Origin of the sequence: Actinomadura sp. NPDC048955 (assembly GCF_040649435.1) — a bacterium.
GTDB lineage: Bacteria > Actinomycetota > Actinomycetes > Streptosporangiales > Streptosporangiaceae > Spirillospora > Spirillospora luteofluorescens.
The window spans coordinates 1-20,526 of sequence record NZ_JBEZJI010000003.1; the positions used below are offsets into that span (position 1 = coordinate 1).

Genomic DNA, 20,526 nt, shown 5'->3' on the forward strand with positions numbered 1-20,526 from the left:
GCCACGCGCGCGAACGCGTGACCTGGCCGGTGGAGCGAGGCCGGAGGCGAGCGGAGCCGGGCAGATCGCGAAGCGATGCCGCGTTCGCCCAGGCCTGGTCACGTAGCGAGCCGCAAGGCGAGCGAAGTGGGCCGGGACGTGGAAACACAGCCGCCAGGCGAGCGCAGTGGGCCGGGACTGTGAAACACAACCTAGGCGTGCCGCGCGGTGGTGTCCTCCAGGCCGAGGATGTCCACGGCCTCGGCGCGCATCTGCACCTTGCGGATCTTGCCGGTGACCGTCATCGGGAACTCCTCCACCACGTGCACGTAGCGGGGGATCTTGTAGTGGGCGAGCCTGCCCTCGCAGAACGCGCGCAGCTCCCCGGCGGTCAGGCCCGGCACGCCCTCGCGCAGCCGCACCCAGGCCATCAGCTCCTCGCCGTACTTCTCGTCGGGGACGCCGATGACCTGCGCGTCGACGATGTCGGGGTGGGTGTAGAGGAACTCCTCGATCTCGCGCGGGTAGATGTTCTCCCCGCCGCGGATCACCATGTCCTTGATCCGGCCGGTGATGTTGACGTAGCCCTCCCCGTCCATCACCGCGAGGTCGCCGGTGTGCATCCAGCGGGCCGTGTCGACGGCCTCGGCCGTCTTGTCCGGCTCGTCCCAGTAGCCGAGCATCACCGAATAGCCGCGCGTGCAGAACTCGCCGGGCACGCCGCGCGGGACGGTCACGCCCGTCTCCGGGTCGACGACCTTGATCTCCAGGTGCGGCAGGACGGTCCCGACCGTGGACACGCGGCGCTCCAGCGAGTCGCCCGCGCGGGTCTGTGTGGACACCGGCGACGTCTCGGTCATGCCGTAGCAGATCGCGACCTCGCTCATCCCGAGCCGCTCGATGACCTGCTTCATCACCTCGACCGGGCACGGCGAACCCGCCATGATCCCGGTGCGCAGGCAGGACAGGTCGAGCCCGGTGAGCGACGGCTCGTTCAGGACGGCGATGAACATCGTCGGCACCCCGTACAGCGAGGTGCAGCGCTCGGCCGCGACCGCCTCCAGCGTCGCCTTCGGGTCGAACGCGGGCGCCGGGATCACGACGCACGCGCCGTGGCTCGTCGCCGCGAGGTTGCCCATGACCATGCCGAAGCAGTGGTAGAAGGGCACCGGCACGCAGATGCGGTCCTCCTCGTCGTAGCCGCACAGCTCGCCGACGAAGTAACCGTTGTTCAGGATGTTGTGGTGCGACAGCGTCGCGCCTTTGGGGAACCCCGTCGTCCCGGACGTGTACTGGATGTTGATGGGGTCGTCGGCGGTGAGCATCCGCCCGATCTCGTCGAGGACGCCCGGTTCGCCCGTGCGGCCGGCCTCCAGCAGCGCGTCCCACCCGGGCGTGCCGATGAGCACGACGTCGCGCAGGGCGGCGCACTTCGGCCGGACCTGCTCGATCATCGCCGCGTAGTCGGACGTCTTGAACACCGGCGTCGCGACCAGCGTCCGGATCCCGGCCTGGTTGAGGACGAACTCCAGCTCGTGCACCCGGTAGGCGGGGTTGATGTTGACGAGGATCGCCCCGAGCTTGGCCGTCGCGTACTGCACGAGCATCCACTCGGCGCAGTTCGGCGCCCAGATGCCCACCCGGTCGCCCTTGACGACGCCGAGGTCGCGCAGGCCGAGCGCGACGGCCTCCACGTCGTCGGAGAACTGCTCGTAGGTCCAGCGGCGGCCGGACGTCCGCTCGACGAGCGCGTCGCGCTCCGCGTGCGCCGCGACCGTCCGGTCGAGGTTCGCGCCGATCGTGTCGCCGAGCAGCGGCGTGGCCGAGACGCCCGAGGCGTAGGAGAGATTCACCGCAGGTCCTCCTCCCTGAACTCGCCCGCGGGCCGGTCGTCCCGCCCGGGATGCTTGTCGATCTCGCTGGCCCGCAGCTCGACCCGCCGGATCTTCCCGGAGATCGTCTTCGGCAGCTCGGCGAACTCCAGCAGCCGGATCCGCTTGTAGGGCGACAGCTGCTCCCGGCAGTGCGCGAAGATCGCCTTCGCGGTCTCGGCGTCCGGCGCCCAGCCGCTCGCGAGCGTGACGTAGGCCTTCGGGACGGCCAGCCGCACCGGGTCGGGCGACGGCACGACCGCGGCCTCCGCCACCGCCTCGTGCTCGATCAGCACGCTCTCCAGCTCGAACGGCGAGATCTTGTAGTCGGACGCCTTGAACACGTCGTCGGCGCGCCCGACGTAGGTGATGTACCCGTCCTCGTCGCGGGAGCCGATGTCGCCGGTGTGGTAGTAGCCGCCGGCCATCGCCTCCTCGGTGCGCTCCTCGTCGCCGTGGTAACCGGTCATCAGCCCGAGCGGGCGGTCCTCCAGGTCGAGGCAGATCTCGCCCTCCTCGCCGGGCTCCCCGGTGAGCGGGTCGATCAGCACGACCTCGTAGCCGGGCACGGGACGTCCCATCGACCCGGGCTTGACCGGCTGGCCGGGCGTGTTGGCGATCTGGACGGTCGTCTCGGTCTGCCCGAAGCCGTCCCGGATCGTGCGGTCCCACGCCTGCTTCACCCGCTCGATGACCTCGGGGTTCAGCGGCTCCCCGGCCGCGACGACCTCGCGCGGCGGCCTGCCGAGCCGTCCGAGATCGGACTGGATCAGCATCCGCCACACGGTCGGCGGCGCGCAGAAGCTCGTCACGCCGCAGCGTTCGAGGGTGTCGAGGAGCCGGTCCGGGTCGAACCGGGTGTAGTTGAAGATGAACACGCACGCCTCGGCGTCCCACGGCGCGAAGATGTTGCTCCACGCGTGCTTCGCCCACCCCGGCGACGAGATGTTCAGGTGGACGTCGCCCGGCCGCAGCCCGATCCAGTACATCGTCGACAGGTGCCCGGCCGGGTAGGACGCGTGGGTGTGCTCGACCAGCTTCGGCTTGGCCGTCGTCCCGGACGTGAAGTACAGCAGCAGCGTGTCCCGCGACATCGTCAGCCCGTAGGGGGTGAAGGACTCGCCCTCCTCGTAGGCGTCGGCGTACCGCAGCCAGCCCTCCACCGGCTCGCCCACGGCGATCCTCGTGAACTCGCCCTCGACGCCGTCGAACTTCCCGGTCTCGGACGAGGCGGTGACCACGTGCCGGGCCTTCCCGCGGGTCAGCCGGTCCTGGAGGTCGGCCGTGCCGAGCAGCGGCGTGGACGGAATCATGATCGCGCCGAGTTTCATCGCCGCGAGCACGGTCTCCCACAGCTCCACCTGGTTGCCGAGCATCAGGATGATCCGGTCGCCGCGCCGCACCCCCGCCCGGCGGAGCAGGTTCGCGACCTGGTTCGAGCGCCGCGCCATCTGCGAGAAGGAGTACTTCGCCTCGGCGCCGTCCTCCTCGACGATCCACAGCGCGGGCGAGTCGTTCCCTTCGGCGATCTTGTCGAACCAGTCCAGCGCCCAGTTGAAACCGGTCAGCACCGGCCAGCGGAACTTCTCGTACGCCGTCGCGTAGTCGTCGCGATGCGCGAGCAGGAAGTCGCGCGCCGCGCGGAACTCGACTGCGGGCATGGTCTTCTCCCTCGTAGCCGCACGGACACCCGGTCAGAAGGATGGTTGGCCATCCGGGTGACCCACGCCACCCCCGAACGGGGGTAGTGGGGTGGTCTTACCCGCCCGTTACGAAGGTTGAGCGCAGCAACAGCGCCATGTGGTCGCCGATTTGGCCGGGAGTCCAGCCGCGGTCGTCGAGCAGCGTCCCGCTCACCTCGTTGGCGATGAGCGCGAGGAGCATGTCGGTGGCGGTGTCGACCGTCCAGCCGGGGGCGAGCACGCCCTCCTCGTCCAGCCGCCGGATCAGCGCGCGGTTCGTCTCGTACCGCCACCGCATGGCGGCCTCCCAGTGCCGGGCCGCGTCCGGGTCGCTGCCCGCCTCCCGCTCCACCGCCCGCGCGACGGCGAGGACGCGCGGCATGAACTCGGCGTGCCGGCGCGCGAACACCTCCAGCGCGGTCACCGCGTCGGGCGCCTCGGCGACGGGCGCGAACCGGCCCCGCAGGTCCTCGACCTCGTTGACGTGGTCGAACAGCTCGCTGATCAGGTCGGCCCGCGACGCGAAGTGCAGGTAGACGGCCCGCCGCGACACTCCGGCGCGCTCGGCGACGGCCGCCATCGTCGTCGCCGCCATCCCGTGCTCCTCGACGAGCTCGCGCGCGGCGCGCAGCAGCGCCGTCCGGGAACGCCGGCTCCTCGCGTTCCGCGGCTCCTCGATCGCCCTCGCCATGGCCCCATGTTCCCAGCCGCGCGGCCGCCGCCCGTCCGGGGCGAGGTGAGCGGAGTCACTTTCGGGGGGCCGTCACACCTCGCCCGGCTACCGCGTCAACCGGGTGTACCCCTCCACACGGCAAAGGAGATCGCCATGGACGCCCGTTTCAACTACTACGGCACCGCCGCGGCCGGCAGGTTCATGAAGTACCTGCAGTCGGCGGCCAAGGTCGTCACGGACTCGACGCTGCCGTCCGCGACGGTCCACCTGGTGGAGCTGCGGGCGAGCCAGATCAACGGTTGCGCCTTCTGCGTCGACATGCACAGCAAGGACCTCGCCCACGAGGGCGAGACGCCGGTGCGCCTCAACCTGGTCGCGGCCTGGCGGGAGGCCACCGTCTTCACCGACGCCGAGCGCGCCGCCCTGGAGCTGGCCGAGCAGGGCACCCGCCTCGCCGACGGCACCGGCGTCTCCGACGAGGCCTGGGAGAACGCCGCCAAGCACTACGACGAGGAGGAGCTCGCGGCGCTGGTGTCGCTGATCGCCCTCATCAACGCCTGGAACCGCATGAACGTCATCACCCGGCAGCCGGGCGGCGCCTACCAGCCCGGCCAGTTCGGCTGACCGTCCGCGGAACGCGGACGTGCCGCCCTCCACCCGGGTGAAGGGCGGCACGCTCGGCCCGCCGTCAGGCGGTGCGGTAGGTGGCGAGTTCGCCGTCGGTGCCGACTCGGCGGAGGCCGGCGTTCTCCAGGACGCGGGCCGACGCCGGGTTGGACAGCTCCACGGTCGCGACGACCCTGTCCACGCCGGGCGCGGCCAGGGCGAACGCCACGATGGCGCGGGCGGCCTCGGTGGCGTACCCGCGGCCCCGGCGGGACGGGACGACGCCGTAGCCGAACTCGACGGCCCCGTCGGCGGGCGGCCAGAACAGGCCGACGGCGCCGGCCACCAGGCCGGTGGACCGTTCGATGATCAGGCGCTGGCCGTGCTCGCCGAGCGCGGACGGGTTCTCGGCGATGAAGCCGGCGATGGCGAGGTCGCCTTCGGCGGGGAAGTCGTCGGCCCAGCCGGCGAGCCTGTCGCCGGACAGGACGGTGGCGATCTCGCCGGGCGTCCACGGCCGCAGGACGAGACGGTCCGTGGTGAGCTCCGCGCCGGCCGGGCCGGAGTCGGCCGGGCCGGAGTCGGGAAGGCCTGAAGTGGTCAGGTCGGAAGAAGACATGTGTGGCTCCTGGTCGTGCTGGACGACCGGGCCGCGCTCAACCGCGAGCGGCCCGGACAAGGGCATGCTGACGAAGCGCCGCGCGGGCCATATTCATCAACCTCCCCTGTCGCAGGAACGCCGCAGAGCGTACTACGAACGGCTCGCAGTGCCCACCAGCGTGCTGGTGCCGGAGCCCGTCAGGGAACCCGGAAGCCGCGGAACGTCACGTGCCTCCGGGTCTTGAAGCCGAGCCGTTCGTAGAGCGCGATCGCCTGGGTGTTCGCTTCGGCCACGTGCAAGAAGGGGCGTTCGTTCCTGGACGTGACGCGAGCCGCGAGCGCGCCGATCAGGCGGGCGGCGTAGCCGCGCCCGCGCGCCTCGGGGGCGGTGCAGACGGTGCTGATCTCCGTCCATCCCGGAGGCCGGAGCCGTTCGCCCGCCATCGCCACCAGGGAGCCGTTGTCGCGGATGCCGACATAGGCGCCGAGCTCGCGGGTGCGCGGCCAGAACGGCCCCGGCCGCGTCCGCGCGACGAGGTCGAGCATCTCGGGAACGTCCTTCGCCCCCAGTTCCACCACGCCGGTGCCGGTCTCGCCGCCGCCGGACCAGATCATCTGGAGGCCTTCGAGGACGAAGACCGGCTCCCAGTCCGGCGGCGGCGCCGCGGGGCTGCTGAACATGTCGGCGAGTTCGCCGCGGCCGAGCAGCCGGGCGAGGTCGGCCCACTCCGCCGGGCCCGGGTCGGCGGGCAGCGCGGAGAAGGTCGACACCTCCGCCAGGTAGGTGGCGGCCCGGCCGAGCCGGCGTGCGAGGTGCGCGTGGCCGCCGCGGAGCGACTCGCCCACAGGGTCATCGAGCACGACGTCGTCGGCATCCGCCAAGGTGCAGCACCCCTCAGGCCGTGAGTGGAATCAGCGTCCCGATGCTAGGGCCTTGTGTCGAAATGGCCTCGGCCACGGACGCGAACGCGTGACCTGCCCGGTGTAGCGAAGCCGAAGGCGAGCGAAACCGGGCAGATCGCGAAGCGATGCCGCGTTCGCCCAGGCACGGTCACGTAGCGAGCCGCCAGGCGAGCTACGTGGGCCGGGACTGTGTAAACACTGCGGGGATGTAGGGCGGGGCGACGCCCCAGCCCCAGTGGGGCATGGGGGCTTCGAGGGGCGGCTTCGCGCCCGGCTGGGAGTTGGCGAGGGCGATGCGCGTGCCCCACTCGATGTAGGACGCGAACGCGGCGCGGAACTCCGGGTCGTCGGGGAGTCCGACCTCGTCCGCCGCGTCCATGAGGAGCGAGACCCAGCGGCGGCGCTGCGCCTCGGTGATGGACTTGCCGAGGTGGTGGCGCACCATGTGGTGGTAGCCGCCGCGCTCGCGGCTGTAGCGCTCGGGTCCGCGGAAGACCTCGCCGAGCCACGCCGCGACCCACTTCGGGTGGTCCGGGGCCATGTGCTCGAAGAGGGGGCGCAGCAGGTCGTCCTTGAGGACGTTCGTGTAGAAGTGCTCGGTGAGCCGCTCCAGCGCCTCGTTCCCGCCCGCCCAGTCGTACATGGTCGGGACGGACGAGCCGGCGCCGCGCACCGCCGTCCGCTCGTAGTGCCGCATCTCCTCGATCCGCTGGACGTACGGCTTGATCTCGGCGAGGAACGCGGGGAAGTGCTCGCCGCCGCGGAAGCCTCGCATGTGGTCGTCGGCCGACGTCCAGCAGATGCGCAGGATGTACGACGACGGCTCGTCGACGCACCTGGACAGCTCGTAGTCGACGCATTCGGGGGCGGCGGCGAGGGGGACGGAGGCCCGCGCGTAGGCGGCCTCGAAGTCCGCCGCGTCCTGCGGGTCGATGCGGTAGCGGACGTACTCGACGATCATGGTGCCCCCAGGCTGCTTCCGGTCGGATTATCACTGTAATCCTGTAATCATCCGACCGGAAGCGAAACGATCAATCCTGGGCGGACGAGCGGCGGAACCAGGCGACGGCGCCCGCCCCGGCCGCGAGGACCAGGGCGATCAGGCCGATCCAGAGCCAGCCCGACGAGTCCCCCTGATCCTCGGTCCCGACGATGGTCTTCCGGACCGGCGACGGGGCGACGGGAGGAGCGGCACCGGACGAGCCCTGCACGGTGAACGTGTAGGTGCCCTCGACCGGATGGCCGTCCGACGCGACGACACGCCAGCCCACGGTGTACGTCCCGTTGGGCAGCGTGCCGTTCACCGCCTGGGTGACCTTGTTGTCGACCGCCCGCGCGGACCCGGCCTGGTACTGCCGTCGCGACCCGTCGGTCACGACCACGCGCGGCAGCCGGACGGGGTCGCCGTACGTCAGGACGATCTGGGACGGGGCCGCGACCGTCGAGTCCTTCTCAGGGCTCGCCGACGTCAGCGCGGTGTGCGCCGACGCGGGCACCGCCGTCGTCGCCAGGACGGCCGCGAGTGCCGCGATGCCGGCGGCCCCGCGCAGCGTCGCCCGGCTCATGCCCGGCTCCTCGCCCGGGTCACGCCGTAGGCGCCGACCGCGACGCCGGCCACGCCGGCGGCGATGCCGATGCCGCCGAGCAGCCGGGCCGTCCCGTCGCCGGACGACGCGGACGACGCCGCGGCGGGCTTCACCTGCGCGGTCAGCCCGGTCGCTGTCGCCGAGCCCTTGGGGAGGAGCTTCAGCACGGGCGAGGGGTGCTCCGGCTCGTTCGCCCCTTCGGCGGGGGGCTCCTCCCACTTGACGACCTCGCCGCCGGAGTAGGTCTGGTCGGCCTTGAACACGAGCCGGTCGGTGTCGGTGGGCAGCGGCCCCATCGAGACGTCGAACTCCTCGAACCGGCCCGGTTCGATCTTGCCTCCGCTCCAGGTGATCTTCGTGACGGCCTCGGTCAGCTCGCCGCCCTCGGTCTTCACCGGCCGCGGCAGCCTGGACTTCTCGACCTTGACCGTCCAGCCCGGCAGCGGCCGGACCGACACCGACGACAGCGGGTGGTCGGTCGGCAGGTTCACCACGAGCTTGGTGGTGGAGGCGTCGTCGCGCTCGTTGGGCACGCGGAACGAGACCTTGGAGTAGGAGCCCTGCTCGGCCGTCTTGGGATTGACGCTGACGTGCGCGGACGCCGCCGCGGCGAGGCCGATCACGGACAGGGCGGCCAGGGACGCGACGGCGCCGGCGCGCCGGGCATGGGGGAGGAAGGGCATTGCGGAACTCCGTTCGAGGACGTACGGGAATGGCCGGGCGCCGCGAGCCGGCGTCCGGTGACGTACGGCGCTCAGGCTCAGGAGTGAGCGAGCGCCCTCGAACGCGGAGGGGGTCCCCGCCGGACGACCTGGTGCCGCAGGACACGTCCGGTGGCCGTGACGGCGGCCGCGGCGGGCGCCGTCCGGAGGGGGCGGGCCGGAGGCTCGGCCGGTTCCACGGCGAGCAGGGCCAGAAGCAGCCGGATCGGGCGGTCCGCCAGGGCGGCGACCCGCCGGGCGAGCGACCACGCGGCCCGCTCGCCGCGCCGCAGCCACCACGCGGCCACCAGCGCGGCCGTGCAGTGGGCGAGCGTCATCACCAGGCCGTTCCCGGCGTGGGCGGCGGGGACGGCGGCGGGTTCCATGGCGCCCGTCATGGCGGCGTGCGCCTCGGGCGTGTGGTGGGACAGCGGCGCGCAGGCCGCCGTGAACAGCGTGTGCAGGGCGAACTGCCCGCCGAGGAGCCCGCCCAGGATCGTCGCGAGCGAGCGCTCGTGGCCCGCCAGCACCAGCGTCACGCCGAGGACGGCGCCGAAGCCCGCGAGTGCCGCCCAGGCCGGTACCGCCGCGCCGCCCGCGAGGACGTGCCCAAGGGTCGCCAGCGTCGCGCACACGGTGGCGAACACCACCGCGCGTGCGGGCCGGAACAGCGGCTGCGGCGCATGGGGGCTCATGACGGCCCCCATCGTCCCATCCCCCGCGCGCGCTGCCCAGCCGCCCCCGAAGATCCGCCGACGCGCCCAACATCTTGGGGTTGTGCGTTGATCGTCGACTAGATGTAGGGTTCAGTCCCGTGCTGGTCCGCCCCCGCCGCTCGCGGCGGGGGCGGCGTGAGAGGGAACCCGGTGGGAATCCGGGACTGCCCCGCAGCGGTGAGCGGGAACGACCGCCGTCATCGAGCACTGGGCCCGGCGGCCTGGGAAGCGACGGCCAGTAGGACGCCTCGGCAGAGGCGGCGCCCGCGAGTCCGAAGACCTGCCAGTGCGCGGGGCCGGGAGACCGGCCCCATCGGGGGTCCGGGTCCCGTCCCGGATCGACACGTCCAGGCCTCGCGGGTGGGCCGGGGACGGAGCGCGGCCGCCGCCGCGCGCCGTTCGCATGCCTCCGCGGGGCGGCATGCGAGGGGAGATGCACGTGACAGAGGTTCTGGCCGCGCCGCCGGCGGGGATCGCCGCCGAGGTCGAGGCGGCCTGCGAGGGGGTGCCCGGGGCCGAGGCCGGGCGGGTGCTGGCCGCCGTCCGGTCCGGGGACGGCCTGGACGCGGCGGCCCTGCGGGACCTCGCGATCGGGGAGGCCGCCGCGCTCATCCCCGCCGAGCCGGGCTACTCCAGGGTGGCCGCGCGGCTGCTCGGCGGCCGGATCCGCGACGAGGCCGCCGCCGCCGGCGTCCGGACGTTCGCCGAGTCCGTCGCCGCCGCCCACCGCGAGGGCCTCCTGGCGGACGACCTGGCCGCCTTCGTCGCCGCCAACGCCGGGGCCCTCGACGCCCTTGTTGACGGGAGTTCGGGGGGTGTGGGGGGTCGTCCCCCCTCGAAGGACCCAGTCCACGGTGCCGATGACCGTTTCGAGTACTTCGGGCTCCGGACGGTCTACGACCGGTACCTGCTCAGGCATCCGCGGTCGCGGCTCGTCCTGGAGCGGCCGCAGTACTTCTTCCTGCGGGTGTCCTGCGGGCTCGCCGAGAACGTCGAAGAGGCCGCCGAGCTTTACGCGCTGCTAAGCACGCTTTCGTACCTGCCCAGCTCGCCCACCCTGTTCAACTCCGGGGCCCGCCGCCCGCAGCTCTCGTCGTGCTTCCTGCTCGACTCGCCGCGCGACGAGCTGGAGTCCATCTACGACCGGTACGGCCAGGTCGCGCGGCTCAGCAAGTACGCGGGCGGCATCGGCGTCTCCTGGACGCGGGTGCGGTCGCGGGGCTCGCTGATCCGGGGCACGAACGGGCACTCCAACGGGATCGTCCCGTGGCTGCGCACGCTCGACTCGTCCGTCGCCGCCGTCAACCAGGGCGGCCGCCGCAAGGGCGCGGCGTGCGTCTACCTGGAGCCGTGGCACGCCGATGTCGAGGAGTTCCTGGAGCTGCGCGACAACACCGGCGAGGACGCGCGCCGCACCCACAACCTCAACCTGGCCAACTGGATCCCGGACGAGTTCATGCGCCGCGTCGAGGCGGACGCGCAGTGGTCCCTGTTCGACCCCAAGGAGGTCCCCGAGCTGGTCGACCTGTGGGGCGACGAGTTCGACGAGGCCTACCGGGCGGCGGAGCGGGAGGGACGGTTCGTCCGGCAGGTCCCGGCCCGCAAGCTGTACGGGCGCATGATGCGGACGCTCGCCGAGACGGGCAACGGCTGGATGACGTTCAAGGACGCCGCCAACCGCGCCTGCAACCAGACCGCCGAGCGGGGCAGGGTCGTCCACCTGTCGAACCTCTGCACGGAGATCCTGGAGGTGACGGGCGACGGCGAGGCCGCCGTCTGCAACCTCGGATCGGTGAACCTGGCCGCGCACGTGGGGCCGTCCGGCGTCGACTGGGAGCGGCTCCGGTCGACGGTCCGCACCGCCGTCCGGTTCCTGGACCGCACCATCGACCGGGGCTTCTACCCGACGCCCGAGGCGGAGACGGCCAACCGCAAGTGGCGGCCGGTCGGGCTGGGCGTGATGGGCCTCGCGGACGTGTTCTTCACGCTGCGCCTGCCGTTCGACTCCGACGAGGCGCGCGAGCTGTCGACGCGCGTCGCCGAGGAGATCGCGCTGGCCGCCTACAACGCGTCGGCCGACCTCGCCGCCGTGCACGGGCCGCTGCCCGCCTACGCCGCGACGCGCACCGCGCGCGGCCGGCTCCACCTGGACCACTTCCCGGACGCGGCGCCGTCCCGTCCCGCCGACTGGGACGCGCTCCGCGCCCGCGTCGCGGAGGTGGGCCTGCGCAACTCGCTGCTCGTCGCGATCGCGCCGACCGCGACGATCGCCTCCATCGCGGGCTGCTACGAGTGCATCGAGCCGCAGGTGTCCAACCTGTTCAAGCGCGAGACGCTGTCCGGCGAGTTCCTCCAGATCAACCGCTACCTGGTGGAGGACCTGAAGTCGCTCGGGCTGTGGACGCCGGCCGTCCGCGAGGCGGTCAAGAAGGCGAACGGGTCCGTCCAGGGGCTCGTCGACCTGCCGGAGGAGATGCTGTCGCTCTACCGGACGGCGTGGGAGCTGCCGCAGAAGGCGCTCATCGACCTCGCCGCCGCCCGCACCCCGTACATCGACCAGTCGCAGTCGCTGAACCTGTTCATGGAGACGCCCACGATCGGCAAGCTCTCCTCGATGTACGCCTACGCGTGGCGGGCCGGGCTCAAGACGACGTACTACCTGCGGTCCCGTCCCGCGACGCGGATCGCGCAGACGACGGTCGCCGCGGCCGTCTGCTCCCTGGAGAACCCCGAGACCTGCGAGGCGTGCCAGTGACCGTGCGGGCGGAAGGGCAGAGGCGAGAGGAAGGACGGGGCATGCTCCTCGACCCCGGCATGGACCTGACGCTGCGGCCCATGCGCTATCCGGACTTCTACGAGCGGTACCGGGCCGCGATCCGCAACACCTGGACGGTCGAGGAGGTCGACCTCGCCTCCGACATGGCGGACCTCGCGCGGCTCACGCCCGCCGAGCTGCACCTCGTCAACCGGCTCGTCGCGTTCTTCGCCACCGGCGACTCGATCGTGGCGAACAACCTCGTGCTCAACCTCTACAAGCACGTGAACGCGCCGGAGGCCCGGCTCTACCTGTCGCGGCAGCTATATGAGGAGGCCGTGCACGTACAGTTCTACCTGACCCTCCTGGACACCTACCTGCCCGATCAGGACGAGCGCGTCAAGGCGTTCGCGGCGATCGAGCACATCCCGTCCATCCGGGCCAAGGCGGAGTTCTGCTTCCGCTGGATCGACTCGCTCGGCTCCCTGGACGAGCTCCGGACGGCCGCCGACCGCAGGGCGTTCCTGCTGAACCTCATCTGCTTCGCGGCCTGCATCGAGGGGCTGTTCTTCTACGGCGCGTTCGCCTACGTGTACTGGCTCCGGTCGCGGGGCCTGCTGAACGGCCTCGCGTCGGGGACGAACTGGGTCTTCCGGGACGAGTCAATGCACATGGAGTTCGCGTTCTCCGTGGTCGACACGGTCCGGGCGGAGGAACCCGGGCTGTTCGACGCGGAGCTGACGGACCAGGTCGGCGCGATGATGGAGGAGGCCGTCCAGGCGGAGCTGGCGTTCGCCCGCGACCTGTGCGGGGACGGCCTGCCCGGCATGAGCGCGGACGACATGCGCGCCTACCTCGAATACGTCGCGGACCAGCGGCTCGTCCGGCTCGGCCTGCCCGCCCGCTACGGCACCGCGAACCCGTTCGCGTTCATGGAGTTGCAGGACGTCCAGGAGCTGTCCAACTTCTTCGAGCGGCGCGTTTCGGCCTACCAGATCGGCGTGGAGGGGACGGTCGCGCTCGACGAGGCGTTCTGAACCTTTCAGAACGGGCAGTCGTTGAACCGTGAAGACAAGGCCGAGGAGGAAGAACATGCCTTCCGTCATCGACCGCATCAAGCGGTTCGCCCGGAGCCCGCAGGGCCGCAGAGCGCGTGCCCGGGCGGAGCGGCTCGCCCGGGACCCGCGCACCCAGGCGAAGGTCCGAGGACTGCTGTCGCGCGGGCGCGGCGGCGGACGCCGCCGCTACTGACCCCCACCGAGACCGGACCCGTCCCCGCCCCCGGGGACGGGTCCGTTCCGTGTTGCGCATTGGACGTAACTGCAACTCGTTTGCAATAGTGGCCTCATGGCCGACTACACGCTTCCCGACCTGCCCTACGACTACGCCGCACTGGAGCCGGCGATCACCGGCGAGATCCTGGAGCTGCACCACTCCAGGCACCACGCCGCCTACGTCAAGGGCGCCAACGACACGCTGGAGAGGCTCGCCGAGGCGCGCGACAAGGAGCAGTACGGCGGGCTGGTCGGCCTGGAGAAGACGTTCGCGTTCAACCTCTCCGGCCACGTCCTGCACTCGATCTTCTGGGACAACCTGTCGCCGGACGGCGGCGACCGCCCGGACGGGGAACTGGCGGCGGCCATCGACGAGTACTTCGGCGCGTTCGAGGCGTTCCAGAAGCAGCTCACGGCCGCGACCTCGGCCGTGCAGGGCTCCGGCTGGGGCGTCCTCGCGTGGGAGCCCCTCGGCGGGCGCCTCGTCGTCGAGCAGGTCTACGACCACCACGGCAACGTCGGCATGAGCGCGACGCCGCTGCTGGTGTTCGACGCCTGGGAGCACGCCTACTACCTCCAGTACCGCAACGTCCGCCCGGACTACGTGGAGAAGCTCTGGTCGCTCGTGAACTGGACGGACGTGAAGGCCCGCTTCGACGCGGCCCGCTCCCGCCGCGACGGCGCGGCGTCCTCCCGATAGACGGCGGCGTCCGCGCGGCGCCGCTGAGGGGGCGGCGTTCACCTGGCCGGGATCGTGCTCAGAACCTTTCCTCGCGGCCTGGTGAACGCCGCTTCCGCCTTTCCGGACACCGGCACCGATGGTTGTGCGGGCGCCCTCCCGCGCCCGGGCGGCGTTTTGCGCGGTCACCCTCCCGACCGGGCGGTGCGGCGCCGCCGCGGCCGCGCCCCTAGTCTGCTCCTTATGACCGGCGAGTACCTGTACTGGGAGAACGTCCCAACGCGGTGGAAGGACAACGACGTCTACGGGCACGTCAACAACGTCGTCCACTACTCGCTGATGGACACCGTCATCAACGAGTGGATGATCCGGACGGCGGGCTTCGACCCCGCCGTCTCCGGCTCCATCGCGCTCTGCGTCGAGTCCCACTGCGAGTACAAGGCCGAGGTGGCGTTCCCCGACACGATCCGCGTCGGGCTCCGCGTCGGCAAGCTCGGCCGCTCCAGCGTCCGCTGGGAGATCGGCATGCTGCGCGGGTCGGACGGAGCCCTCGTCGCCGAGGGCCACTTCGTGCACGTCTTCGTGGACCGGGGCACCCGCCGCCCGGTCGAGATCACCGGAAGGGTCCGCACCGAGATGCAGAAGCTGCTGGCCGCATGACCGCCACCCGCGCCGCCGTCCTCGTCGAGTCGGGACGCCCCGCCCCGTACGCCGCGTCCCGCCCCCTGGAGATCGCCGAGCTGCGTCTCGACCCGCCCGGCCACGGCGAGCTCCTGGTCCGGATCGGCGCCGCCGGCCTCTGCCACTCCGACCTGTCGGTCATCAACGGGTCCCGGCCGCGCCCCCTGCCGATGGCCCTCGGGCACGAGGCCGCGGGCGAGGTCGTGGAGACCGGGCCGGGCACCGAGTTCGCGCCCGGCGACCACGTCGTGCTCGCGTTCGTCCCGGCCTGCGGCCACTGCGAGCGCTGCGTCGCCGGACGCCCCGCCCTCTGCGGGCCGGGCGCCCAGGCCAACGGCGCCGGGACCCTGCTCGGCGGCGGCCGGCGGTTCCGCGCCTCCGACGGCACGCGCCCGCACCACCATCTCGGCGTCTCGGCGTTCTCCGAGTACACCGTCGTCTCGTCCCGGTCCGCCGTGAAGATCGACCGCGACCTGCCCTTCGACGTCGCCGCGCTGTTCGGCTGCGCCGTCCTCACCGGCGCCGGCGCCGCCCTCTACAGCGCCGCCGTCGTGCCGGGCGACACCGTCGCCGTCTTCGGCCTCGGCGGCGTCGGCCTGTCCGCCGTCCTCGCCGCGAAGGCCGCCGGAGCCTCCACCGTCCTCGCCGTGGACGTCGTCGACTCCAAGCTGGACCTCGCCGAGCGTCTCGGCGCCCGGCCCGTCGCGGGCGGCCCGGACGCCGTCGAGGCGATCCGCGACCTGACGTCCGGCGGCGCGGAGAAGGTCGTCGACACGACGGGCGTCGTCGCCGTCCTCGAACAGTCCTACGCGGCGACCCGTCCCGGCGGCACGACCGTCACCGTCGGCCTCCCCGCCCCGGGCGCGCCGCTGACCCTGCCCGCCCTCAGCCTCGTCGCCGAGGAGCGGACCCTGCGCGGCAGCTACCTCGGCTCCTGCGTCCCCCGGCGGGACGTTCCCCGCTTCATCGCCCTGTACCGCGACGGCGCCCTCCCCGTGGACGCCCTCCTCAGCGGCCGCCTCCCCCTCGACGAGATCAACGCGGGCTTCGACCGGCTCCACACCGCCGAGGCCGTCCGCCAGCTCGTCACCTTCCCCTGAGGGAACGGCCTCAGGCGAGGACGTGGGTGGTGAGGAGTTGCTCGAAGTCGGCCTCGAAGGCTTCGTAGCGCGCGCGCAGGTCGGGACCCGGCCAGCCGGCGGGCAGCAGTGACGGGGGCAGGAGCGGGTCGTTCAGGAGGTGGCGCAGGACGGCCGCCGCGTAGGTGAAGCGCTCGGCGATCGCGGTCGCCCCGGCCAGGGCGGTGCGCAGGGCGCCGGCCTTGGCCGTCCAGGCGTCCAGGTCCCAGAGGGACGCGGCCAGGACGGCGGGGTCTTCCTCGGGGCGGCCCGTCAGGAAGGTGCACTGCCGGACGACGGGTTCGGGCCGCGGGCGCGTCAGGTTCGCGGGGCGCAGCCAGGTGCCCTCCCGCAGTTCGGCGAGCCGCAGCGTCGACATGGCCTGGCGCAGCGCGGCGCGGTCGGCGGCGGGACGGCGCTCGGCGGTGATGACGGCGATCTCCCAGGCGCCGTCCCACGGGCGGGTCGGGGGGAGGCGGGCCTCGTCCTGGCGGGCCTGGCGGGCGAGGAGGCGCTCGGTGAGGGCGTACGTCCCGCCGGACTGGACGAGGTCGCCGGCGGCGACCATGCGCGAGAGGGCCACCCGGATCGTCCCCTCCGCGATGCCGAACAGGTCGCCGACGCGGACGAGGTAGCGGGCCGGGAGGCGGGGCGGGTGGACGCCCAGCAGCGTGCTCAGGACGACGGACCGAGCGGTGAGCGGGCGAATCTCCAGGCTGTCCATGGCTGGTGGTGACCCTACCGGGGACCGAGGGTGGCCTCGTCCTCAGATTACAGTCTTTCCGTCGCGTGAACTGTATGTGTAATGTCAGGTCATGGCGTCTTACCTCATCGAGTCGTTCGACCGGTTGCCGTTCGGGGGCGCGGAGAAGGCCCGCCGCTACGCCACCGAGCGCTACCGGGGCGCGGTCGGCCGCAACTGGTACGACTGCGACCCCACTCTGCGGTTCCTCATGCGGCGGCATCTGGGAGAGGGTTTCGGCTGGGCCGAGCCCCGGCTCAGGGAGATGGGCGCGCTGATGGGCGGGCCGATCGCCGAGCGGGCCGAGGAGACGGACCGCAACCCGCCGCGCCTGGAGAAGTACGACCGGTGGGGACGCGACATCAGCGAGGTCGTCATGCCGCCTTCGTTCGAGGCGGCGCGGCGGGACATCGTGGCGACGTCGTTCACGCGGCCAGACTTCGTGGCCGAGGCCAAGCGCGGCGGCGTCGACCCCGCGCCGATGGGCGTCGCGTGGAGCTACCTCCTCGACCAGGCCGACATCGGCATGGCGTGCGCGCTCGGCACCGGCGGCGACATGGTCGTGGGGCTGGCGGAGCTGTTCGCTCCGGACGACGTCAAGGCGCGCGTGCGGGAGCTGTTCGCGGCCGGGGAGATGTCCGGCGAGGCCGCGCAGATGCTCACCGAGCGGTCGGGCGGCTCGGACCTCGGCGCGCTGGAGTCGACCGCGTCCAGGGAGGGGGACGCCTGGCGCCTCAACGGCTTCAAGTGGTTCGCGTCGAACGCCAACGGCTCGGCGTTCGTGGTGCTCGCCAAGCCGGAGGGGGCCGTCGACGGCGTGCGGGGCATCGCGCCCTTCCTCGTCCTGCGGGAGCGGCGGGACGGGTCGCGCAACGGCGTCCGGATCCGGCGGCTCAAGGACAAGCTCGGCACGCGGTCGGTGGCGTCGGCCGAGATCGAGTTCACCGACGCGGAGGCGTTCCTGCTGGCCCCGGCGTCGAGCGCGGGAGAGGGCGGGGACGGCAGGGGCCTGGCCCGCATGATGGAGCTGACCAACGGCGCCCGGCTCGGCATCTCCATGATGGGCCTCGGCTGCGCGCGGCGGGCCCTCGTCGAGTCGCTCTGCTACACGCGGGCGCGTGAGGCGTTCGGCGCGCCGCTCGGCGCGCAGCCGCTCATGCGCCGCAAGCTCGCCGAGCTGATCGTGGAGACCGAGGCCGTGCAGGCGCTCGTCTTCGACGGGTACCTGGGACGTCCCCGGCTGCGCCTGGGGGCCGCGCTCATCAAGCTGCGGGCCGCCCGGCTGGGCGTGACGGCCGCGAGCGACGCCATCGAGATCCACGGCGGGAACGGCTACATCGAGCAGTGGCCGGTCGCGCGGATCCTCCGGGACGCGCAGGTCAACCCCATCTGGGAGGGCGGCGACAACATCCTGTGCCTGGACGTCCGCCGCGCCATCGAGCGGCAGGACGCGCACGAGCCGTTCCTCGAACGGCTCTCCCAGGCCGTCGAGCGGTCGCCTGGCGGGGACGACGCGACGGCCGCGCTGGTCGGCCAGAGCATCGGGCATCTCCGCGAGGCCATAGAGAAGTGGCGCGGGCTCGACAGGACCGTGGCCGAAGCGCGCCTCTACCCGCTCGCCCAGTACATGGCCGACGTGTACGCGGCGGCGCTGCTGCTGGAGCAGGCGGGGTGGGAGCGCGCCGATTCCGGCGAGGACCGCAAGGCGCTGGTCGCGCGCCTCTACGCTCGGAGCCACCTCGCCGACCCCGGTCCGCTGCGGGGCATCGACGACCCGGCGGACGACCTCGAACGCTTCGAGGACCTGGCGGACGGCGCGTTCACCGGCGACTAGGAGGCTGCGCGTGGCGGTACGGATCGAGCGGGACGGCCCGGTGATCACGGTGGTGATGTCCCGCCCGGCGACGCGCAACGCCGTGGACGGGCCGACGGCGCGCGAACTGGCCGCCGCGTTCCGCGAGTTCGACGCGGACGACGGCGCGAGCGTCGCCGTCCTGTGGGGCGAGGGCGGGACGTTCTGCTCCGGCGCCGACCTGTCCTCGGTCGGCACCGACCGGGGGCCGCGCCTCGACCCGCCTCCGGCCGACGGGCCGCTCGGCTGCACGCGGATGCGGCTGTCGAAGCCGGTGATCGCGGCGGTCGCGGGCCACGCCGTCGCCGGGGGCCTGGAGCTGGCGCTGTGGTGCGATCTGCGTGTCGCGGAGGAGACGGCCACCTTCGGGGTCTACTGCCGGCGCTGGGGCGTCCCGCTGGTCGACGGCGGGACGGTCCGGCTCCCGCGGCTCATCGGCGCGAGCCGCGCCATGGACCTGATCCTCACCGGGCGGCCCGTGGACGGGCGGGAGGCGTTCGAGATCGGCCTCGCCAACCGGCTCGTCCCGCTGGGGAAGGCGCGGGAGGAGGCCGAGGGGCTGGCGGCCGAGCTGGCCCGTTTCCCGCAGACCTGCCTGCGGAACGACCGGCTGTCGGCGCTGGAGGCGGAGGGCCTCGCCGAGGACGAGGCGATCGCCGCCGAGTACCGCCACGGCCTGGGGTCCCTGGAAGACGCGATCAAGGGCGCCGGACGGTTCGCGGGCGGCCGCGGCCGGCACGGTGACTTCACCGACATCTGAGCCGGCCGACATCACCCCGTAGGTCGTTGACCGAATGTAATTCGGGACCGTAGGTTCCTGAGGGGCGGCCACCGTGACCGAGGAGAGCGAAGCGATGACGCTGACCGTGGAGGAGGCGGGCCTCGCGCTCGCCGACCCTAAGGCCTACGCCGACGACCGGCGGTTCCACGATTCCCTCGCGCTGCTCCGCCGCGAGTCCCCGGTGCACCGGGTGGAGGCCCCCGGCTACACGCCCTTCTGGGGGATCACCAAGCACGAGGACGTCCTGGAGATCGAGCGCAACCACCCGATCTTCCTCAACGCGCCGCGCCCCGTGCTCGGCACCGCCGAGTTCGACGCGCTGAACCGGCAGCGCGCGGAGCAGGGCATCGCGCTGCGCACCCTCGTCCACATGGACGACCCCGACCACCGGGTCATCCGGGCGATCGGCGCCGACTGGTTCCGGCCGCGCGCGATGCGCGCCCTGGAGCCGCGCGTCCGGGAGCTGGCCAAGCGGTACGTCGACCGGATGGTCGACCTCGGCGGCGAGTGCGACTTCGCGCAGGAGATCGCCGTCCACTTCCCGCTGTACGTGATCCTGTCGCTGCTCGGCCTGCCGGAGAGCGACTTCGACCGCATGCTGAAGCTCACGCAGGAGCTGTTCGGCGGCGACGACGACGAGTTCCAGCGGGGCACGACGAACGAGGAGAAGCTCCAGGTCCTGCTGGACTTCTTCGCCTACTTCCAGGGCCTGACGGAGGAGCGCCGCAAGCACCCCACCGACGACCTCGCCTCCGCGATCGCGAACGCGCGCATCGACGGCGAGCCGCTCAACGACTTCGACACCGCGTCCTACTACGTGATCGTCGCGACGGCCGGGCACGACACCACCAGCGCGACGATCGCGGGCGGCCTGCACGCGCTGATCGAGCACCCCGACCAGATCGAGCGGCTCCGCGAGAAGCCCGAGCTGATGCCGCTCGCGGTGGACGAGATGATCCGCTGGGTCACGCCGGTCAAGGAGTTCATGCGCACCGCCACCGAGGACTACGACCTGCGCGGCGTCACGATCCGCGAGGGCGACGCGGTGCTGCTGTCCTACCCGTCCGCGAACCGCGACGAGGACGTCTTCGACGACCCGTTCCGCTTCGACGTCGGGCGCGACCCGAACCGGCACCTGGCGTTCGGCTTCGGCGTCCACTACTGCCTGGGCGCGGCGCTGGCCCGCATCGAGGTCCGCGCCTTCTTCGAGGAGCTGCTGCCCCGCCTCGGCTCGATCGAGCTCGCCGGGACGCCGGAGAGCATCGCCACCACCTTCGTCGGCGGCCTCAAGCGCCTCCCCGTCCGCTACTCCCTCGCCTAAGGAACC

The 20,526-nt window shown here is 72.5% G+C and carries 20 protein-coding genes and 1 riboswitch; of the genes, 10 read left to right on the forward strand and 10 right to left on the reverse strand.

Features of this window, described 5'->3' with window-relative positions:
- Positions 1-191: 191 nt before the first annotated feature.
- From AB0C84_RS03810 to AB0C84_RS03820, 3 genes are all read right to left on the reverse strand, one after another.
- Positions 192-1,832, reverse strand: a complete 1,641-nt coding sequence (locus AB0C84_RS03810; protein WP_361060835.1) for an AMP-binding protein — start codon at positions 1,830-1,832, stop codon at positions 192-194.
- Complete coding sequence (locus tag AB0C84_RS03815) at positions 1,829-3,511, reverse strand: AMP-binding protein (RefSeq protein WP_258944637.1); 1,683 nt, start codon at positions 3,509-3,511, stop codon at positions 1,829-1,831. Before AB0C84_RS03815 ends, AB0C84_RS03810 begins: the two co-directional genes overlap by 4 nt.
- A gap of 97 nt (positions 3,512-3,608) precedes the next feature.
- Positions 3,609-4,223, reverse strand: coding sequence for a TetR/AcrR family transcriptional regulator (locus tag AB0C84_RS03820; RefSeq protein WP_258944636.1), 615 nt, complete (start codon positions 4,221-4,223; stop codon positions 3,609-3,611).
- 135 nt (positions 4,224-4,358) lie between these two features.
- Between AB0C84_RS03820 and AB0C84_RS03825 the strand changes: the two genes are divergently transcribed.
- A complete protein-coding gene (locus AB0C84_RS03825) occupies positions 4,359-4,829 on the forward strand; it encodes a carboxymuconolactone decarboxylase family protein (RefSeq protein WP_179845492.1) in 471 nt (156 codons plus the stop codon).
- A 64-nt stretch (positions 4,830-4,893) separates the two neighbouring features.
- Here the strand turns inward: AB0C84_RS03825 and AB0C84_RS03830 are convergent, their stop codons facing one another.
- From AB0C84_RS03830 to AB0C84_RS03855, 6 genes are all read right to left on the reverse strand, one after another.
- Positions 4,894-5,430 carry a GNAT family N-acetyltransferase gene (locus AB0C84_RS03830; RefSeq protein WP_361060838.1) on the reverse strand — a complete coding sequence of 179 codons (537 nt, stop codon included), beginning with the start codon at positions 5,428-5,430 and terminating at the stop codon, positions 4,894-4,896.
- 179 nt (positions 5,431-5,609) lie between these two features.
- Positions 5,610-6,293 carry a GNAT family N-acetyltransferase gene (locus AB0C84_RS03835; RefSeq protein ID WP_361060840.1) on the reverse strand — a complete coding sequence of 228 codons (684 nt, stop codon included), beginning with the start codon at positions 6,291-6,293 and terminating at the stop codon, positions 5,610-5,612.
- A 193-nt stretch (positions 6,294-6,486) separates the two neighbouring features.
- Positions 6,487-7,275, reverse strand: coding sequence for an antibiotic biosynthesis monooxygenase (locus AB0C84_RS03840; protein ID WP_361060842.1), 789 nt, complete (start codon positions 7,273-7,275; stop codon positions 6,487-6,489).
- A 70-nt stretch (positions 7,276-7,345) separates the two neighbouring features.
- Positions 7,346-7,879: a copper resistance CopC family protein gene (locus AB0C84_RS03845; protein ID WP_361060844.1), complete on the reverse strand. Its 534-nt coding sequence runs from the start codon at positions 7,877-7,879 to the stop codon at positions 7,346-7,348.
- A complete protein-coding gene (locus AB0C84_RS03850) occupies positions 7,876-8,583 on the reverse strand; it encodes a YcnI family protein (RefSeq protein WP_361060846.1) in 708 nt (235 codons plus the stop codon). Before AB0C84_RS03850 ends, AB0C84_RS03845 begins: the two co-directional genes overlap by 4 nt.
- 77 nt (positions 8,584-8,660) lie before the next feature.
- The gene (locus tag AB0C84_RS03855) at positions 8,661-9,296 is read right to left on the reverse strand and encodes an MFS transporter (RefSeq protein WP_361060848.1); all 636 of its coding nucleotides are present in this window, start codon (positions 9,294-9,296) and stop codon (positions 8,661-8,663) included.
- A 159-nt stretch (positions 9,297-9,455) separates the two neighbouring features.
- Positions 9,456-9,599: riboswitch (cobalamin riboswitch) on the forward strand.
- Between the two features lie 151 nt (positions 9,600-9,750).
- On the opposite strand from AB0C84_RS03855, the gene AB0C84_RS03860 reads away from it, so the two are divergent.
- The 6 genes from AB0C84_RS03860 to AB0C84_RS03885 all read left to right on the forward strand — a co-directional run bounded on the left by AB0C84_RS03860 (position 9,751) and on the right by AB0C84_RS03885 (position 15,806).
- Positions 9,751-12,072 carry a ribonucleoside-diphosphate reductase subunit alpha gene (locus AB0C84_RS03860; RefSeq protein ID WP_361060850.1) on the forward strand — a complete coding sequence of 774 codons (2,322 nt, stop codon included), beginning with the start codon at positions 9,751-9,753 and terminating at the stop codon, positions 12,070-12,072.
- 41 nt (positions 12,073-12,113) lie between these two features.
- Positions 12,114-13,109 (forward strand): ribonucleotide-diphosphate reductase subunit beta, encoded by a 996-nt coding sequence (locus AB0C84_RS03865; RefSeq protein WP_361060852.1) that lies wholly within the window; start codon positions 12,114-12,116, stop codon positions 13,107-13,109.
- Positions 13,110-13,164: 55 nt separating this feature from the next.
- Positions 13,165-13,323: a hypothetical protein gene (locus AB0C84_RS03870; protein WP_361060854.1), complete on the forward strand. Its 159-nt coding sequence runs from the start codon at positions 13,165-13,167 to the stop codon at positions 13,321-13,323.
- A 96-nt stretch (positions 13,324-13,419) separates the two neighbouring features.
- Positions 13,420-14,046, forward strand: coding sequence for a superoxide dismutase (locus tag AB0C84_RS03875; RefSeq protein WP_361060856.1), 627 nt, complete (start codon positions 13,420-13,422; stop codon positions 14,044-14,046).
- 222 nt (positions 14,047-14,268) lie between these two features.
- Positions 14,269-14,685: a thioesterase family protein gene (locus AB0C84_RS03880; RefSeq protein WP_179845501.1), complete on the forward strand. Its 417-nt coding sequence runs from the start codon at positions 14,269-14,271 to the stop codon at positions 14,683-14,685.
- Positions 14,682-15,806 carry a zinc-dependent alcohol dehydrogenase family protein gene (locus AB0C84_RS03885; RefSeq protein WP_361060859.1) on the forward strand — a complete coding sequence of 375 codons (1,125 nt, stop codon included), beginning with the start codon at positions 14,682-14,684 and terminating at the stop codon, positions 15,804-15,806. The genes AB0C84_RS03880 and AB0C84_RS03885 overlap by 4 nt, the downstream gene beginning before the upstream one ends.
- 10 nt (positions 15,807-15,816) lie before the next feature.
- On the opposite strand, the gene AB0C84_RS03890 is transcribed toward AB0C84_RS03885, so the two are convergent.
- The gene (locus tag AB0C84_RS03890; RefSeq protein ID WP_361060862.1) at positions 15,817-16,548 is read right to left on the reverse strand and encodes a PaaX family transcriptional regulator C-terminal domain-containing protein; all 732 of its coding nucleotides are present in this window, start codon (positions 16,546-16,548) and stop codon (positions 15,817-15,819) included.
- A 91-nt stretch (positions 16,549-16,639) separates the two neighbouring features.
- Between AB0C84_RS03890 and AB0C84_RS03895 the strand changes: the two genes are divergently transcribed.
- The 3 genes from AB0C84_RS03895 (at position 16,640) to AB0C84_RS03905 (ending at position 20,520) form a co-directional block, all read left to right on the forward strand.
- Positions 16,640-18,400 carry an acyl-CoA dehydrogenase family protein gene (locus AB0C84_RS03895; protein WP_361060864.1) on the forward strand — a complete coding sequence of 587 codons (1,761 nt, stop codon included), beginning with the start codon at positions 16,640-16,642 and terminating at the stop codon, positions 18,398-18,400.
- A gap of 10 nt (positions 18,401-18,410) precedes the next feature.
- Complete coding sequence (locus AB0C84_RS03900; RefSeq protein WP_361060866.1) at positions 18,411-19,178, forward strand: crotonase/enoyl-CoA hydratase family protein; 768 nt, start codon at positions 18,411-18,413, stop codon at positions 19,176-19,178.
- A gap of 73 nt (positions 19,179-19,251) precedes the next feature.
- Positions 19,252-20,520, forward strand: a complete 1,269-nt coding sequence (locus AB0C84_RS03905) for a cytochrome P450 (RefSeq protein ID WP_339155748.1) — start codon at positions 19,252-19,254, stop codon at positions 20,518-20,520.
- Positions 20,521-20,526: the final 6 nt, after the last annotated feature.

Bases quoted from the DNA above. Each gene is read 5' to 3' on its own strand.
- AB0C84_RS03815 (WP_258944637.1), bottom strand. From the start codon at position 3,511: ATGCCCGCAGTCGAGTTCCGCGCGGCGCGCGACTTCCTGCTCGCGCAT.
- AB0C84_RS03820 (WP_258944636.1), bottom strand. From the start codon at position 4,223: ATGGCGAGGGCGATCGAGGAGCCGCGGAACGCGAGGAGCCGGCGTTCC.
- AB0C84_RS03825 (WP_179845492.1), top strand. From the start codon at position 4,359: ATGGACGCCCGTTTCAACTACTACGGCACCGCCGCGGCCGGCAGGTTC.
- AB0C84_RS03830 (WP_361060838.1), bottom strand. From the start codon at position 5,430: ATGTCTTCTTCCGACCTGACCACTTCAGGCCTTCCCGACTCCGGCCCG.
- AB0C84_RS03840 (WP_361060842.1), bottom strand. From the start codon at position 7,275: ATGATCGTCGAGTACGTCCGCTACCGCATCGACCCGCAGGACGCGGCG.
- AB0C84_RS03845 (WP_361060844.1), bottom strand. From the start codon at position 7,879: ATGAGCCGGGCGACGCTGCGCGGGGCCGCCGGCATCGCGGCACTCGCG.
- AB0C84_RS03850 (WP_361060846.1), bottom strand. From the start codon at position 8,583: ATGCCCTTCCTCCCCCATGCCCGGCGCGCCGGCGCCGTCGCGTCCCTG.
- AB0C84_RS03855 (WP_361060848.1), bottom strand. From the start codon at position 9,296: ATGAGCCCCCATGCGCCGCAGCCGCTGTTCCGGCCCGCACGCGCGGTG.
- AB0C84_RS03860 (WP_361060850.1), top strand. From the start codon at position 9,751: ATGCACGTGACAGAGGTTCTGGCCGCGCCGCCGGCGGGGATCGCCGCC.
- AB0C84_RS03865 (WP_361060852.1), top strand. From the start codon at position 12,114: ATGCTCCTCGACCCCGGCATGGACCTGACGCTGCGGCCCATGCGCTAT.
- AB0C84_RS03870 (WP_361060854.1), top strand. From the start codon at position 13,165: ATGCCTTCCGTCATCGACCGCATCAAGCGGTTCGCCCGGAGCCCGCAG.
- AB0C84_RS03875 (WP_361060856.1), top strand. From the start codon at position 13,420: ATGGCCGACTACACGCTTCCCGACCTGCCCTACGACTACGCCGCACTG.
- AB0C84_RS03880 (WP_179845501.1), top strand. From the start codon at position 14,269: ATGACCGGCGAGTACCTGTACTGGGAGAACGTCCCAACGCGGTGGAAG.
- AB0C84_RS03885 (WP_361060859.1), top strand. From the start codon at position 14,682: ATGACCGCCACCCGCGCCGCCGTCCTCGTCGAGTCGGGACGCCCCGCC.
- AB0C84_RS03890 (WP_361060862.1), bottom strand. From the start codon at position 16,548: ATGGACAGCCTGGAGATTCGCCCGCTCACCGCTCGGTCCGTCGTCCTG.
- AB0C84_RS03895 (WP_361060864.1), top strand. From the start codon at position 16,640: ATGGCGTCTTACCTCATCGAGTCGTTCGACCGGTTGCCGTTCGGGGGC.